At 40.4% G+C, this 13,712-nt stretch carries 13 protein-coding genes, 1 rRNA gene and 1 other annotated feature; all 14 genes read left to right on the top strand.

Features of this window, described 5'->3' with window-relative positions:
* The first annotated feature begins 10 nt into the window (after nucleotides 1-10).
* Nucleotides 11-127, top strand: a 5S ribosomal RNA gene (rrf, locus tag K1I43_RS13405).
* Between the two features lie 171 nt (nucleotides 128-298).
* The gene (locus K1I43_RS13410; protein ID WP_009361432.1) at nucleotides 299-760 is read left to right on the top strand and encodes a CtsR family transcriptional regulator; all 462 of its coding nucleotides are present in this window, start codon (nucleotides 299-301) and stop codon (nucleotides 758-760) included.
* Nucleotides 761-774: 14 nt separating this feature from the next.
* Nucleotides 775-1,317, top strand: a complete 543-nt coding sequence (mcsA, locus tag K1I43_RS13415; RefSeq protein ID WP_009361433.1) for a protein-arginine kinase activator protein McsA — start codon at nucleotides 775-777, stop codon at nucleotides 1,315-1,317.
* A 1-nt stretch (nucleotide 1,318) separates the two neighbouring features.
* Nucleotides 1,319-2,383 (top strand): protein-arginine kinase McsB, encoded by a 1,065-nt coding sequence (mcsB, locus tag K1I43_RS13420; protein ID WP_009361434.1) that lies wholly within the window; start codon nucleotides 1,319-1,321, stop codon nucleotides 2,381-2,383.
* Nucleotides 2,384-2,403: 20 nt separating this feature from the next.
* A complete protein-coding gene (gene clpC / locus K1I43_RS13425; RefSeq protein WP_026011880.1) occupies nucleotides 2,404-4,836 on the top strand; it encodes an ATP-dependent protease ATP-binding subunit ClpC in 2,433 nt (810 codons plus the stop codon).
* 58 nt (nucleotides 4,837-4,894) lie between these two features.
* Nucleotides 4,895-6,289 carry a DNA repair protein RadA gene (gene radA / locus K1I43_RS13430; protein WP_019418672.1) on the top strand — a complete coding sequence of 465 codons (1,395 nt, stop codon included), beginning with the start codon at nucleotides 4,895-4,897 and terminating at the stop codon, nucleotides 6,287-6,289.
* Nucleotides 6,290-6,379: 90 nt separating this feature from the next.
* Nucleotides 6,380-7,468, top strand: coding sequence for a PIN/TRAM domain-containing protein (locus tag K1I43_RS13435; protein ID WP_009361472.1), 1,089 nt, complete (start codon nucleotides 6,380-6,382; stop codon nucleotides 7,466-7,468).
* Between the two features lie 19 nt (nucleotides 7,469-7,487).
* Nucleotides 7,488-8,174 carry a 2-C-methyl-D-erythritol 4-phosphate cytidylyltransferase gene (gene ispD / locus K1I43_RS13440; protein ID WP_026011879.1) on the top strand — a complete coding sequence of 229 codons (687 nt, stop codon included), beginning with the start codon at nucleotides 7,488-7,490 and terminating at the stop codon, nucleotides 8,172-8,174.
* Nucleotides 8,174-8,656 carry a 2-C-methyl-D-erythritol 2,4-cyclodiphosphate synthase gene (gene ispF / locus K1I43_RS13445; protein WP_026011878.1) on the top strand — a complete coding sequence of 161 codons (483 nt, stop codon included), beginning with the start codon at nucleotides 8,174-8,176 and terminating at the stop codon, nucleotides 8,654-8,656. The genes ispD and ispF overlap by 1 nt, the downstream gene beginning before the upstream one ends.
* Before the next feature lie 63 nt (nucleotides 8,657-8,719).
* Nucleotides 8,720-10,180 carry a glutamate--tRNA ligase gene (gene gltX, locus K1I43_RS13450; RefSeq protein ID WP_009361475.1) on the top strand — a complete coding sequence of 487 codons (1,461 nt, stop codon included), beginning with the start codon at nucleotides 8,720-8,722 and terminating at the stop codon, nucleotides 10,178-10,180.
* A 42-nt stretch (nucleotides 10,181-10,222) separates the two neighbouring features.
* Nucleotides 10,223-10,443: a binding site (T-box leader), on the top strand.
* Nucleotides 10,444-10,497: 54 nt separating this feature from the next.
* On the top strand, nucleotides 10,498-11,163 hold the full coding sequence (gene cysE / locus K1I43_RS13455; protein ID WP_009361476.1) for a serine O-acetyltransferase: 666 nt from the start codon (nucleotides 10,498-10,500) through the stop codon (nucleotides 11,161-11,163).
* Complete coding sequence (cysS, locus tag K1I43_RS13460; protein ID WP_009361477.1) at nucleotides 11,144-12,541, top strand: cysteine--tRNA ligase; 1,398 nt, start codon at nucleotides 11,144-11,146, stop codon at nucleotides 12,539-12,541. Before cysE ends, cysS begins: the two co-directional genes overlap by 20 nt.
* 4 nt (nucleotides 12,542-12,545) lie before the next feature.
* Nucleotides 12,546-12,971 (top strand): Mini-ribonuclease 3, encoded by a 426-nt coding sequence (locus K1I43_RS13465; protein ID WP_009361478.1) that lies wholly within the window; start codon nucleotides 12,546-12,548, stop codon nucleotides 12,969-12,971.
* 3 nt (nucleotides 12,972-12,974) lie between these two features.
* The gene (rlmB, locus tag K1I43_RS13470; RefSeq protein ID WP_009361479.1) at nucleotides 12,975-13,712 is read left to right on the top strand and encodes a 23S rRNA (guanosine(2251)-2'-O)-methyltransferase RlmB; all 738 of its coding nucleotides are present in this window, start codon (nucleotides 12,975-12,977) and stop codon (nucleotides 13,710-13,712) included.

Genomic DNA, 13,712 nt, shown 5'->3' on the forward strand with positions numbered 1-13,712 from the left:
CATCATATTGCTCGGTGACGATGGCGGAGAGGTCACACCCGTTCCCATCCCGAACACGGAAGTTAAGCTCTCCAGCGCCGATGGTAGTTGGCGGGACACCGCCTGCGAGAGTAGGACGTTGCCGGGCAAAGAGAAGACCAAGACAAAAATTGTCTTGGTCTTTTTTGTTTTATTGATTGAATGCAGTGGGTAAAATATATGAGAAGAAAAGAAGGGATTCTTGCATTTTTGCAGAATTCCGTATATATTAAAATTAAAGTCAAATATAGTCAAAGTCAACTGGCAGAGGAGGGATTATGTGAGGAATATCTCTGATGTCATTGAGCAATATTTAAAGCAAGTATTAAATATGAGCGGAAAAGATATCGTCGAGATTAAACGAAGTGAAATTGCGGATAAATTTCAGTGTGTTCCTTCGCAAATTAACTATGTCATTAATACACGTTTTACGTTAGAGAGAGGATATATTGTTGAAAGTAAACGCGGCGGTGGCGGTTATATTCGTATTATGAAAGTGAAAGCCCAAAATGCTTCTCAGCTCATTGACCATTTATTGTCCATCGTTCGCGACCGAATTAGTCAGACGAATGGAGAGCATATTATTCAACGATTGTTAGATGAAAAGGTAATTTCGGAGCGGGAAGCGAATATGATGTTAAGCATTATTGATCGCGCAGTTTTATCTATTGACCTTCCTCATCGTGATGAACTGCGTGCCCGCATATTAAAAGCGATGCTGACATCGCTAAAGTATATGTAAAGAGGGTGAATCATTTGATATGTCAAGAATGCAATCAACGGCCAGCGACGCTTCATTTTACTAAAATTGTGAATGGGGAAAAAACAGAAATTCATCTTTGTGAACAATGTGCGCATGAAAAAGGTGAAATGTTTATGTTCCCTCATCAAGGCGCTTTTTCCATTAACAATTTAATTGCAGGATTATTAAATATGGATGCGTCATTAAAAGAACCAAAAGCGCCCTCTTTTCATAATGAGCATATATTACAATGCGAGCATTGCAAAATGACATATGCCCAATTTGTGAAAGTTGGTCGCTTTGGTTGTGCGAGTTGCTATGAGACGTTTCGTACCCATTTGCCACCTATTTTTCGAAGATTGCATGGCGGGCATGTAGCCCATGAAGGGAAAATTCCGAAGCGGGTCGGTGGGACATTATATGTTCGTAAACAAATTGGACAGTTAAAACAAATGTTACAGGAGCTTATTGCTAAAGAACAGTTCGAAAAAGCCGCTGAAGTGCGTGATCAAATTCGGGAGCTTGAGACAAAATTAAACGCAGAAGGGGGCGCTTGATATGAATGAATATGTATTTTTCCAACGCGCTCTCAGCCCATGGATGAACGAAGAAGGTCCAGACTCTGACATTGTATTAAGTAGTCGCATTCGTCTAGCGAGAAACATGAAACAATACTCGTTCCCGACCGTATTTACAAATGAAGAAGCGATGCAAATTGTTCAGTTATTTGAACAGTTATTTTCACAAAGACGTCTCGGTCATATCGGCCCCTTTTTCTTATTAAAAATGAATGAGTTACAATCGATTGAAAAGCGTGTGTTAGTCGAAAAACATTTGATTAGTCCTCATTTAGCTGAAGATTGTACATTTGGTGCATGTTTATTATCGGAACAAGAAGAAGCAAGCATTATGATCAATGAGGAAGATCATATTCGCATTCAATGTTTGTTTGCAGGTTTTCAATTAAAAGAAGCGTTAAAAATGGCTAACGCTTTAGACGACTGGATTGAACAACATGTCGACTATGCTTTTGATGAAAAATACGGATATTTAACTAGTTGCCCAACAAACGTCGGAACGGGATTACGTGCATCCGTTATGATGCATTTACCAGGACTTGTATTAACACAACAAATAAATCAAGTAATTCCAGCTATTAATCAGCTTGGTTTAGTTGTTCGTGGCACGTATGGAGAAGGCAGTGAAGCATTAGGGAATATTTTTCAAATATCAAATCAAATTACATTAGGAAAAAGTGAAGAAGATATTGTCGAAGATTTAACAGGAGTTGTTCGTCAATTAATTGAACAAGAGCGAATGGCGCGTGAGGCATTAGTCAAAACTTCTAACATACAATTAGAAGATAGGGTATATCGTTCTTACGGTGTGTTAACGAATAGTCGAATCATCGGTTCAAAAGAAGCGGCACAATGTTTATCTGATGTACGATTAGGTATTGATTTAGGGTATATTACGAACGTGCCAAAAACGATTTTAACAGAGCTAATGATTTTGACGCAGCCCGGTTTCTTACAAAAATATGCAGGTGGTGCGTTGCGTCCGCAAGAGCGAGATGTTCGCCGCGCATCACTCATTCGTGAACGATTATACCAATGGAAGTAAATTAAAGGAGGTTGATAAGAATGATGTTCGGACGTTTTACAGAGCGAGCACAAAAAGTGTTAGCACTAGCACAAGAAGAAGCAGTTCGTTTGGGACATAACAATATTGGAACAGAGCACATTTTGCTCGGCTTAATTCGCGAAGGGGAAGGAATTGCAGCAAAAGCGCTTATGGCGCTTGGATTAGGACCAGATAAAATTCAAAAAGAAGTAGAATCACTCATTGGACGTGGAAACGAAGTAGGACAAACGATTCATTATACGCCTCGTGCAAAAAAAGTGATTGAATTGTCTATGGATGAAGCTAGAAAGCTTGGACATTCGTACGTTGGAACAGAGCATATTTTACTTGGACTTATTCGTGAAGGAGAAGGTGTTGCTGCACGTGTTTTAAATAATTTAGGAGTAAGCCTAAATAAAGCTCGTCAGCAAGTGCTTCAATTATTAGGAAGCAATGAATCGGCATCAGGGCATCATGGGGGAACCACGCATGCGAACACGCCGACACTAGACAGTTTAGCACGTGATTTAACAGCCATTGCACGTGAAGGCGGTTTAGACCCTGTGATTGGAAGAAGTAAAGAAATTCAACGTGTCATTGAAGTGTTAAGTCGCCGGACGAAAAATAATCCTGTTTTAATCGGAGAGCCAGGTGTAGGGAAAACGGCTATTGCCGAAGGACTAGCTCAACAAATTGTCAATAACGAAGTGCCAGAGACGCTTCGCGATAAGCGTGTCATGACGCTTGATATGGGAACAGTCGTTGCAGGAACAAAATATCGTGGGGAATTTGAAGATCGTTTGAAAAAAGTAATGGATGAAATTCGCCAGGCTGGCAACATCATTTTGTTTATTGACGAATTGCATACGCTCATCGGAGCAGGCGGTGCGGAAGGGGCTATTGATGCATCAAATATTTTAAAACCTTCTCTTGCTCGCGGAGAATTACAATGCATCGGGGCAACAACATTAGATGAATACCGAAAATATATTGAAAAAGACGCAGCATTAGAAAGACGTTTCCAACCAATTCACGTTGGGGAACCAACGGTTGAGGAATCTATTCAAATTTTAAAAGGTTTGCGAGATCGTTACGAAGCTCACCATCGCGTTTCTATTTCAGATGAGGCGATTGAGCAGGCAGTAAAGCTTTCAGACCGCTATATTTCGGATCGATTTTTACCAGATAAAGCAATTGATTTAATTGACGAAGCTTGCTCGAAAGTACGCTTACGTTCGTTTACGACACCACCAAATTTAAAAGAGCTTGAACAAAAACTTGAGGAAATTCGCAAAGAAAAAGATGCAGCTGTGCAAAGTCAAGAGTTTGAAAAAGCAGCATCATTACGAGATGCAGAACAAAAATTGCGCGAACAACTTGAAGAAACGAAGCGGGCATGGAAAGAGAAACAAGGTCAAGAAAACTCTGAAGTGACTGTAGAAGATATTGCAGCTGTTGTATCAAGTTGGACGGGAATTCCGGTATCTAAATTAGCTCAAACAGAAACAGAACGATTATTAAAGTTAGAGGAAATTTTACATTCTCGTGTCATCGGGCAAGAAGAGGCAGTAAAAGCTGTTGCAAAAGCCGTTCGTCGTGCTCGTGCAGGATTAAAAGATCCAAAGCGTCCAATTGGCTCGTTTATTTTCCTCGGACCGACGGGTGTAGGAAAAACAGAGTTAGCGCGAGCGCTTGCTGAAGCGATGTTTGGCGATGAAGATGCGATGATTCGTATCGATATGTCTGAATATATGGAGAAACATTCGACATCACGTCTTGTCGGTTCACCTCCAGGATACGTCGGCTATGAAGAAGGTGGACAATTAACGGAAAAAGTTCGTCGCAAACCGTATTCTGTCATCTTATTAGATGAGATTGAAAAAGCGCATCCAGATGTATTTAACATTTTATTACAAGTGTTAGAAGATGGCCGTTTGACAGATTCGAAAGGACGCACAGTTGATTTCCGCAATACGATCATTATTATGACATCAAATGTTGGTGCTGACGCTTTAAAAAGAAATAAATATGTCGGTTTTAATGTGCAAGACGAAAGCCAGCAATACAAAGATATGAAAGGGAAAGTGATGGACGAGTTGAAAAAGGCGTTCCGTCCGGAGTTTTTAAACCGAATTGATGAAATTATTGTTTTCCATTCACTTGAAAAGAAACATTTGAAGGAAATTGTTTCATTAATGGTTGATCAATTGAAAAAACGCCTACAAGAACAACAAATCGATTTAGAATTAACGGATGCCGCAATTGAAAAATTAGCAGAAGAAGGTTACGATTTAGAGTACGGAGCGCGTCCATTGCGTCGAGCGATTCAAAAACATATTGAAGATCGTTTATCTGAAGAACTGTTAAAAGGAACGATCGGCAGCGGACAAAAAGTTGTTATGGACGTAAAAGATGGTCAGTTTGTTGTGTTAACAACAGAGACAGTAAAATAACGAAAACAAGGTATGCTTACACGCATACCTTGTTTTTCATAATGAAAGGAATGGAGTAATGGTTAAGCGGAAAACGAAATTCGTTTGTCAACATTGTGGATATGAAACAGCGAAGTGGATGGGAAAATGTCCAGGTTGTCATTCATGGAACGCAATGGTCGAAGAAACGGAAATAGTAAAACCACATAACCGTGCGCTATTTGTTCATACAGAAGGGGTAGCAGCCAAACCTGTATCAATTACGACGGTAGAAACAACACAAGAACCGAGAATCGACACGAAGTTTACAGAGTTTAATCGCGTGCTCGGGGGCGGAATTGTTCGAGGTTCCCTTGTTTTAATTGGCGGAGATCCTGGTATTGGGAAATCAACATTATTGCTGCAAATTTGTGCTCAACTCGCAAACGACGGCCATCCTGTATTATATATTTCCGGGGAAGAATCAGTAAAACAAACGAAGTTGCGCGCTGAGCGGTTACATGTAACTGCTGAACATTTATATGTTTTGTCTGAAACAAATTTAGAGCATATTATTCAAACTGTTGATGAAATGAAACCATCGTTCGTTGTCATCGACTCGATTCAAACGATATATCGCTCAGAAATTACATCTGCACCAGGAAGTGTTTCACAAGTTCGTGAATGTACAGCAGAGTTGATGCGAGTAGCTAAAACGAAAGGGATTGCGATTTTTATTGTTGGGCATGTTACGAAGGAAGGGGCGCTCGCTGGACCACGCATTTTAGAGCATATGGTTGACACCGTATTATATTTTGAAGGAGAGCGTCATCATACGTATCGCATTTTACGGGCGGTGAAAAATCGATTTGGTTCTACAAATGAAATCGGTATTTTCGAAATGAAAGAAGCAGGGCTAGCTGAAGTAAAAAACCCATCAGAAATTTTTTTAGAAGAGCGTTCTAAAGGAGCTGCTGGATCCACGGTCGTTGCTTCGATGGAAGGAACGAGACCGGTATTAGTGGAAATTCAAGCATTAGTATCGCCGACTAGTTTCGGAACGCCGCGTCGAATGGCAACAGGAATAGATCATAATCGCGTTTCTTTACTAATGGCTGTGCTTGAAAAAAGAGTTGGTTTGCTTCTTCAAAACCAAGATGCTTATTTAAAAGTAGCTGGTGGCATAAAGTTAGATGAACCTGCGATTGACTTAGCCATTGCAGTAAGTATCGCTTCGAGTTTCCGTGATCAACCAACAAATCATACGGATGTCGTTATTGGGGAAGTCGGATTGACAGGTGAAGTACGTCGCGTCTCTCGTATTGAACAACGTGTACAAGAAGCTGCGAAGCTCGGCTTCCAACGCATCATTATTCCGAAAAGCAATATCGGTGGCTGGAACATTCCAAAAGATGTTGAAGTTATTGGGGTGGTCAACGTAGAAGAAGCGCTATATTATGCATTAGGAGAAGGGAAAAATCGCCCAATATTTTAACAAAACCATTAAAAAATCATTAAAAATCATGTTCGGATTGGTTTCAAACATTGGAAACTGTTTATAATGTAATAGAGGAGGTGAAAAAACGTGTTAAAACGAATTGTGCAAGCATCTTTTTTAATTACTGGTGGCATGTTAGGAATCATTTTCTTTCCTACTTTGTTAAAGCTGTTGCACTTAGACGATTTTCCTTATGTCGATAGCCCGTATGTAGCAGCCCCAGTTGGTGCGATCATCGTATTCCTTCTCACGTTTTGGTTAGTCGATCATGTGGTTGGACTTATTCATTGGATGGAAGAAACGTTAGTGAAAGCACCTGTAACCGATTTATTATTCGGAAGTCTCGGTTTAATTTTCGGATTGATTGTAGCCTTTTTAGTCGTTATTCCATTAAACTCTATTCAAATTCCGCTTGTTAATACGATATTACCTATTTTTCTTACGCTATTGTTAGGGTATTTAGGATTTCAAGTCGGATTTAAAAAACGCGATGAGTTAATGGGCTTATTTTCTTTGCCAAACCGAAGTGGCAAGAAAAAAGGTGGCGAGGAAGAGGAGAAAAAAGGAAAATCGCTAAAAATTTTAGATACGAGTGTCATTATTGACGGGCGTATTGCGGATATTTGCCAAACAGGCTTTTTGGAAGGGACGATTGTTATCCCTCGTTTTGTCCTAGAAGAATTGCAGCATATTGCTGATTCTTCGGATGCGTTAAAAAGAAATCGCGGACGGAGAGGGCTTGATATTTTAAACCGTATCCAAAAAGAGTTAGCCATTAACGTTGAAATATACGAAGGCGATTTTGAAGGAATTCAAGAAGTCGACAGCAAGCTTGTAAAATTGGCGCAATTGACGTCAGGGGTTGTTGTGACAAATGACTTCAACTTAAATAAAGTATGTGAATTACAAAATGTTCCTGTGCTAAATATTAACGATTTAGCGAACGCGGTAAAACCGATTGTTCTTCCGGGGGAAGAGCTGAATGTTCATGTGATTAAAGATGGGAAAGAACAAAATCAAGGTGTTGCTTATTTAGATGACGGAACGATGATCGTTGTAGAAGATGGGAAGGACTATATCGGAAAACGAGTTGATGTGCTTGTAACGAGCGTGTTACAAACGTCGGCTGGAAGAATGATTTTTGCCAAACTAAAGCTACTTGAAAAAGCATTATAAGCTGTTAGGAGTTAGGGAAATGAATTATCATGTCGTTATACCGGCAGCTGGCCAAGGAAAACGAATGAATGCAGGAATGAATAAACAATTTATTGAGCTTGAAGGAGTACCCGTTATTATCCATACGTTACGTGTATTTGAACGAGATGATTTTTGTCAAGGCATTGTGTTAGTCATTAATGATCAAGAACGTGAGCAGTTTGTTCATATGCTTCATCGTTTTGAAATAAAAAAAGTGAAATCCCTCGTTTCAGGAGGGGAAGAAAGGCAACAAAGCGTCTATAATGGATTAAAAGCGGTGAATGACGGTCATATTGTGCTCATTCATGATGGTGCTCGTCCGTTTATAACGATAAATAAAATTCACGAACTCGTTCGAGTGGCAAAAGAGACAGGAGCAGCTGTGTTAGCTGTTCCTGCCAAAGATACGATGAAACAGGTGATCGATGGCCATATTGAAAAAACGGTCGATCGGTCGAGCTTGTGGGCTGTACAAACGCCACAAGCTTTTTCCATGCCATTAATTATCGCTGCCCATGAACGAGCAAAAAAAGAACAGTTTATCGGAACAGACGATGCAAGTCTCGTTGAGCGGATCGGTCATCGCGTCGTTGTGGTAGAAGGCGAATATACGAACATAAAACTTACAACACAAGAAGATTTATTATTTGCGGAAGCGATTTTACGTGCGAGAGGGGATCGATGATGTATCGAATTGGACAAGGGTTTGATGTCCATCAGTTTGCTGAAGGGCGTCCACTTATTATTGGCGGAGTACACATTCCGTATGAAAAAGGGTTGCTCGGACATTCCGATGCAGACGTATTGCTCCATGCGATTGCCGACGCGTGTTTAGGAGCGATCGGTCAAGGAGATATTGGAAAACACTTCCCTGATACAGATGACGCTTACAAAGATGCTGACTCTGCGCTCTTATTACAACGTGTATGGAGCCTTGTACGCCAACATGGATATGCGCTTGTGAATGTTGACTGCACAATTATTGCGCAAAAGCCAAAAATGGCGCCATATATTGCAAATATGCAAAAACGAATTGCCGAGTTGTTAGAAGGAGACGTTTCACAAGTAAACGTAAAAGCAACGACGACAGAAAAGCTTGGTTTTACAGGGAGAGAAGAAGGAATTGCAGCACAAGCCGTCGTTTTGTTACAAAAAAATAATGAATGATGGATTTTGTATGCCGTTTACGGTACAATGAGGTACAGAAATTAGGTAGATGGAGGTTATGGCATGTCACAGGAAGTTAGGGTGCGTTATGCGCCAAGTCCGACGGGGCATTTACATATCGGTGGTGCGCGTACAGCATTATTTAACTATTTATTTGCGCGACATCATCACGGAAAATTTATCGTCCGCATTGAAGATACAGATATTGAGCGAAATGTAGAAGGCGGCGAACAATCACAACTTGAAAATTTGAAATGGCTCGGGATTGAATATGATGAATCTGTAGATAAAGATGGTGGATATGGTCCTTATCGCCAAACAGAGCGTCTGCACATATATCGCCAATATACAAACGAGTTGTTAGAAAAAGGACATGCATACAAATGTTTTTGTACACCTGAGGAGTTAGAACAAGAGCGTGAGGCGCAAAAAGCGGCAGGTATTGCAGCGCCACAATACAGCGGAAAATGCCGTCACTTAACAACAGAGGAAGTTCAGCAGCTAGAGGCGGAAGGCAAGCCTTATACGATTCGTTTAAAAGTACCGGAAGGAAAAGTATATGAATTTGAAGATATGGTGCGCGGTCGAGTATCTTTCGAATCGAAAGATATTGGTGATTGGGTCATCGTAAAAGCGAATGGTATCCCAACGTATAACTTCGCTGTTGTCATTGATGATCATCTCATGAAAATTACACATGTATTCCGCGGTGAAGAGCATTTATCGAACACACCAAAACAGTTAATGGTGTATGAATATTTTGGTTGGGAGCCACCAAAATACGCGCATTTAACGCTTATTGTGAATGAAAATCGTAAAAAATTATCAAAGCGCGATGAATCAATTATTCAATTCGTTTCCCAATATAAAGAGCTTGGATATTTACCAGAAGCGATGTTTAACTTTTTCGCCTTATTAGGCTGGTCTCCTGAAGGTGAAGAGGAGATTTTCACAAAAGAAGAACTTATTCGCATTTTTGATGTTTCTCGCTTATCAAAATCTCCATCGATGTTTGATAAGCAGAAACTGACATGGATGAACAACCAATATATTAAAAAGCTTGATTTAGATCGACTAGTTGAATTATCGCTTCCTCATTTAATTCGAGCGGGGCGCTTGCCAGAACAAATGACCGATGAACAAAAACAGTGGGCTCGCGATTTAATTGCGCTATACCAAGAGCAAATGAGCTACGGTGCCGAAATTGTTCAGTTATCAGAGTTGTTCTTTAAGCAAGAAATCGAGTATGATGAAGAAGCAAAGGCTGTTTTAGATGGCGAGCAAGTACCGCTTGTGTTAAAAGCATTTTATGAGCAAGTGGAGCAGCTTGCAACGTTTGATAGTGATCATATTAAAGCTGCAATTAAAACAGTGCAAAAAGAAACGGGACAAAAAGGGAAAAACTTATTTATGCCGATTCGTGTAGCGGTAACAGGGCAAACGCACGGTCCAGAACTTCCAGAGGCTATTCGTTTGCTCGGAAAAGAAACGGTAATGTCCCGATTAGCAAAATTCATCCGTTAACATTTCCTCGTTTATATAATAAAATAGGTGTAAGTCATATCGGTGAAAGCGTTGATGAGGAGAAGTAAAAAGAATCAGCATGTCAGAGAGAACCACCTTGGCTGGAAGTGGTTTATGCTTGGTTCTTTTGAAATGCACCTCGGAGCCTCCTTTCGAACCAGAGACGTTCTGCAGTAGAATGGAGCGGATTCCCTTCCGTTATAAGGGCAAGAGTGAGCCTTTTGGCTAAACAGAGTGGAACCGCGCAATGAAGCGTCTCTGTGTCATCGTACACAGAGACGTTTTTTTATTTAGAAGATAACAAAGGGGGGAACAACATGTTTAAAACATTAAAAGAAGACATTGAAGTTATTTTCGAACAAGATCCGGCAGCAAGAAGTTATTTAGAAGTCATTTTAACGTATTCTGGGCTACATGCGATTTGGGCACATCGTATTGCCCATGCGCTGTATAAGCGAAAATTTTACTTTTTAGCTCGCCTTATTTCGCAAATTAGCCGCTTTTTTACCGGTATTGAAATTCACCCGGGTGCAAAAATTGGCCGCCGCTTTTTCATCGATCACGGCATGGGAGTTGTCATTGGGGAAACGTGCGAGATCGGTGATAACGTAACGGTGTATCAAGGTGTCACACTCGGTGGAACCGGTAAAGAAAAAGGAAAACGTCATCCGACGATTAAAGATAATTGCTTGATTGCTACCGGTGCGAAAGTGCTTGGGTCCATTACTATTGGAGAGAATAGCAAAATTGGGGCAGGTTCGGTTGTGTTGAAAGATGTACCACCGAACTCGACAGTTGTTGGTATTCCAGGACGTGTTGTTGTACAAAATGGAGTGCGTGTCAATAAAGATTTAAATCATTGTGATTTACCGGATCCAATTGCAGATCGTTTTAAAGAGTTAGAAGCAGAAATCGAGCAACTAAAAACACAATTAGAAGAACTAAAGAAAGGAACGGTGAACCATGAGCATTCAAGTGTATAATACGTTAACGCGAAAAAAGGAGCCGTTTATCCCGATTGAACCAAATAAAGTAAAAATGTATGTATGTGGCCCGACAGTATACAACTATATTCATATTGGTAACGCTCGTCCGGCTATTGTATTTGATACTATTCGACGCTACTTACAATTTCGTGGGTATGAAGTTCAATACGTCTCTAATTTTACCGATGTAGACGATAAGCTTATTCGAGCAGCAAGAGAACTAGGAGAAGACGTGCCGACTATTGCAGAGCGGTTTATTGAGGCATATTTTGAAGATATTACAGCGCTTGGTTGCAAAAAGGCAGATGTTCATCCACGTGTGACAGAAAACATTGATACGATCATTGAATTTATTGAGCAACTCATCGAAAAAGGATATGCGTACGAAGTTGATGGTGACGTATATTATCGCACACGTCGCTTCTCTGATTACGGGAAGTTATCGCATCAATCGATTGACGAATTAAAATCAGGTGCCCGTATTGAAGTGGGGGAGAAAAAAGAAGATCCTCTTGATTTTGCGTTATGGAAAGCGGCAAAAGAAGGGGAAATTTACTGGGATAGTCCATGGGGGAAAGGTCGTCCAGGATGGCATATTGAATGTTCAGCCATGGCGCGTAAATATTTAGGAGATACGATTGACATTCATGCCGGTGGGCAAGATTTAACGTTCCCGCACCATGAGAATGAAATTGCTCAATCGGAAGCATTAACAGGGAAAGTTTTTGCGAAATATTGGTTGCATAATGGCTACATTAATATCGATAACGAAAAAATGTCAAAGTCGCTTGGAAACTTTATTTTAGTGCATGACATTATTAAGCAAGTTGATCCGCAAGTGTTGCGTTTCTTTATGCTTTCGGTTCATTACCGTCATCCAATTAACTATAGCCAGCCGCTGCTTGACAGTGCAAAAAGTGGGTTAGAACGTTTAAAGACAGCATATGCGAATTTAAAACATCGTTTAGAAAGCAGTACAAATTTAACGACAAACGATGAACAATGGCTGACGAAAATTGAAGATTTAAAAAATGCATTTATTCGTGAAATGGATGATGATTTTAATACAGCAAACGGGATCGCCGTTTTGTTTGAACTAGCTAAACAAGCGAACGTATATTTGATGGAGAAGCATACATCCCAAGCGGTTATTCAAAAGTTTTTACAACAATTTGAACAGCTTTTTGATGTACTTGGTCTTTCTTTAAAACAAGATGAATTGCTTGATGAAGAAATTGAAACGCTCATTCAACAGCGAATTGAAGCAAGAAAAAATCGCGATTTTGCATTAGCTGACCGCATTCGTGATGAACTAAAGGCGAAAAACATCATTTTAGAAGATACACCACAAGGAACGAGATGGAGAAGAGGATAAAACAATGCTGCATTTGTTTCCTAAAATTAAAGATTTTCAACAGTTAAACGGTTTAACGTTAGCTTACATTGGTGATGCCGTATACGAGTTATTCGTACGGCATCATCTCCTCGCTTTAGGAAAAGTAAAGCCAAACGATTTACACAACTTAGCAAAAACATATGTTTGTGCTAAAGCACAAGCTAAAGTGTTGCAATCGTTATTAAATCATCATCAACTATCTGATCAAGAAATTTCCATTGTCCGACGTGGACGTAACGCAAAATCTGGGAGCATTCCAAAAAGTACAGACGTACAAACGTATCGTCAAAGTACAGGGTTTGAAGCATTAATCGGCTACCATTTTTTAAATGGGAATGAAGAGAGGCTCCATCAATTAATGCAATGGGTGTTTGATGTACAACACAATGATGAGGAAAGGGGGATGTAACGCATGGATCTCATTATCGGTAAAAACCCGGTATTGGAAGCATTAAAATCCGGACGCGAGATGAATAAAATATGGATTGCTGAAGGTTCGCAACGCGGTCAAATGCAGCCGATTATCCAGCTTGCTAAAGAGATGGGGATTACGGTACAATACGTTCCTAAAAAAAAGATGGACCAGTTAAGCGAAGGAAATCATCAAGGGGTCATTGCGCAAGTTGCCGCATATCGATACTACGACATAGATGATTTGTTTAAAAAAGCGGAAGAACGTGGAGAGGCACCATTTTTTATCATTCTAGACGAACTCGAAGATCCGCACAATTTAGGATCCATTATGCGAACGGCTGATGCAGTAGGTGCTCATGGCATTATTATTCCGAAGCGTCGTTCGGTCGGTTTGACCGCAACCGTCGCAAAAGCGTCAACGGGTGCGATTGAACATGTTCCTGTTGCGCGTGTCACGAATTTAGCGCGAACGGTAGATGAGTTGAAAGATCGAGGAGTTTGGATTTTCGGAACGGATGCAAAAGGAAATGAAGATTATCGCCAACTAGATGGGGTCATTCCGTTAGCGTTAGTCATTGGTAGTGAAGGAAAAGGAATGAGCCGTTTATTACGCGAGAAGTGCGATGTGCTCGTTCGCTTGCCGATGGTTGGACATGTTACATCGTTAAATGCTTCCGTTGCGGCTAGCTTGTTAATGTATGAGGTGTATCGAAAACGTCATCCATTAGGTGAGTAA

Origin of the sequence: Anoxybacillus sp. ST70, from assembly GCF_019553625.1 — a bacterium.
GTDB lineage: Bacteria > Bacillota > Bacilli > Bacillales > Anoxybacillaceae > Anoxybacillus > Anoxybacillus gonensis.

Bases quoted from the DNA above. Each gene is read 5' to 3' on its own strand.
- mcsB (WP_009361434.1), top strand. From the start codon at position 1,319: ATGAATGAATATGTATTTTTCCAACGCGCTCTCAGCCCATGGATGAAC.
- radA (WP_019418672.1), top strand. From the start codon at position 4,895: ATGGTTAAGCGGAAAACGAAATTCGTTTGTCAACATTGTGGATATGAA.
- ispD (WP_026011879.1), top strand. From the start codon at position 7,488: ATGAATTATCATGTCGTTATACCGGCAGCTGGCCAAGGAAAACGAATG.
- ispF (WP_026011878.1), top strand. From the start codon at position 8,174: ATGTATCGAATTGGACAAGGGTTTGATGTCCATCAGTTTGCTGAAGGG.
- cysS (WP_009361477.1), top strand. From the start codon at position 11,144: ATGAGCATTCAAGTGTATAATACGTTAACGCGAAAAAAGGAGCCGTTT.
- K1I43_RS13465 (WP_009361478.1), top strand. From the start codon at position 12,546: ATGCTGCATTTGTTTCCTAAAATTAAAGATTTTCAACAGTTAAACGGT.
- rlmB (WP_009361479.1), top strand. From the start codon at position 12,975: ATGGATCTCATTATCGGTAAAAACCCGGTATTGGAAGCATTAAAATCC.
- gltX (WP_009361475.1), top strand. From the start codon at position 8,720: ATGTCACAGGAAGTTAGGGTGCGTTATGCGCCAAGTCCGACGGGGCAT.
- clpC (WP_026011880.1), top strand. From the start codon at position 2,404: ATGATGTTCGGACGTTTTACAGAGCGAGCACAAAAAGTGTTAGCACTA.
- cysE (WP_009361476.1), top strand. From the start codon at position 10,498: ATGTTTAAAACATTAAAAGAAGACATTGAAGTTATTTTCGAACAAGAT.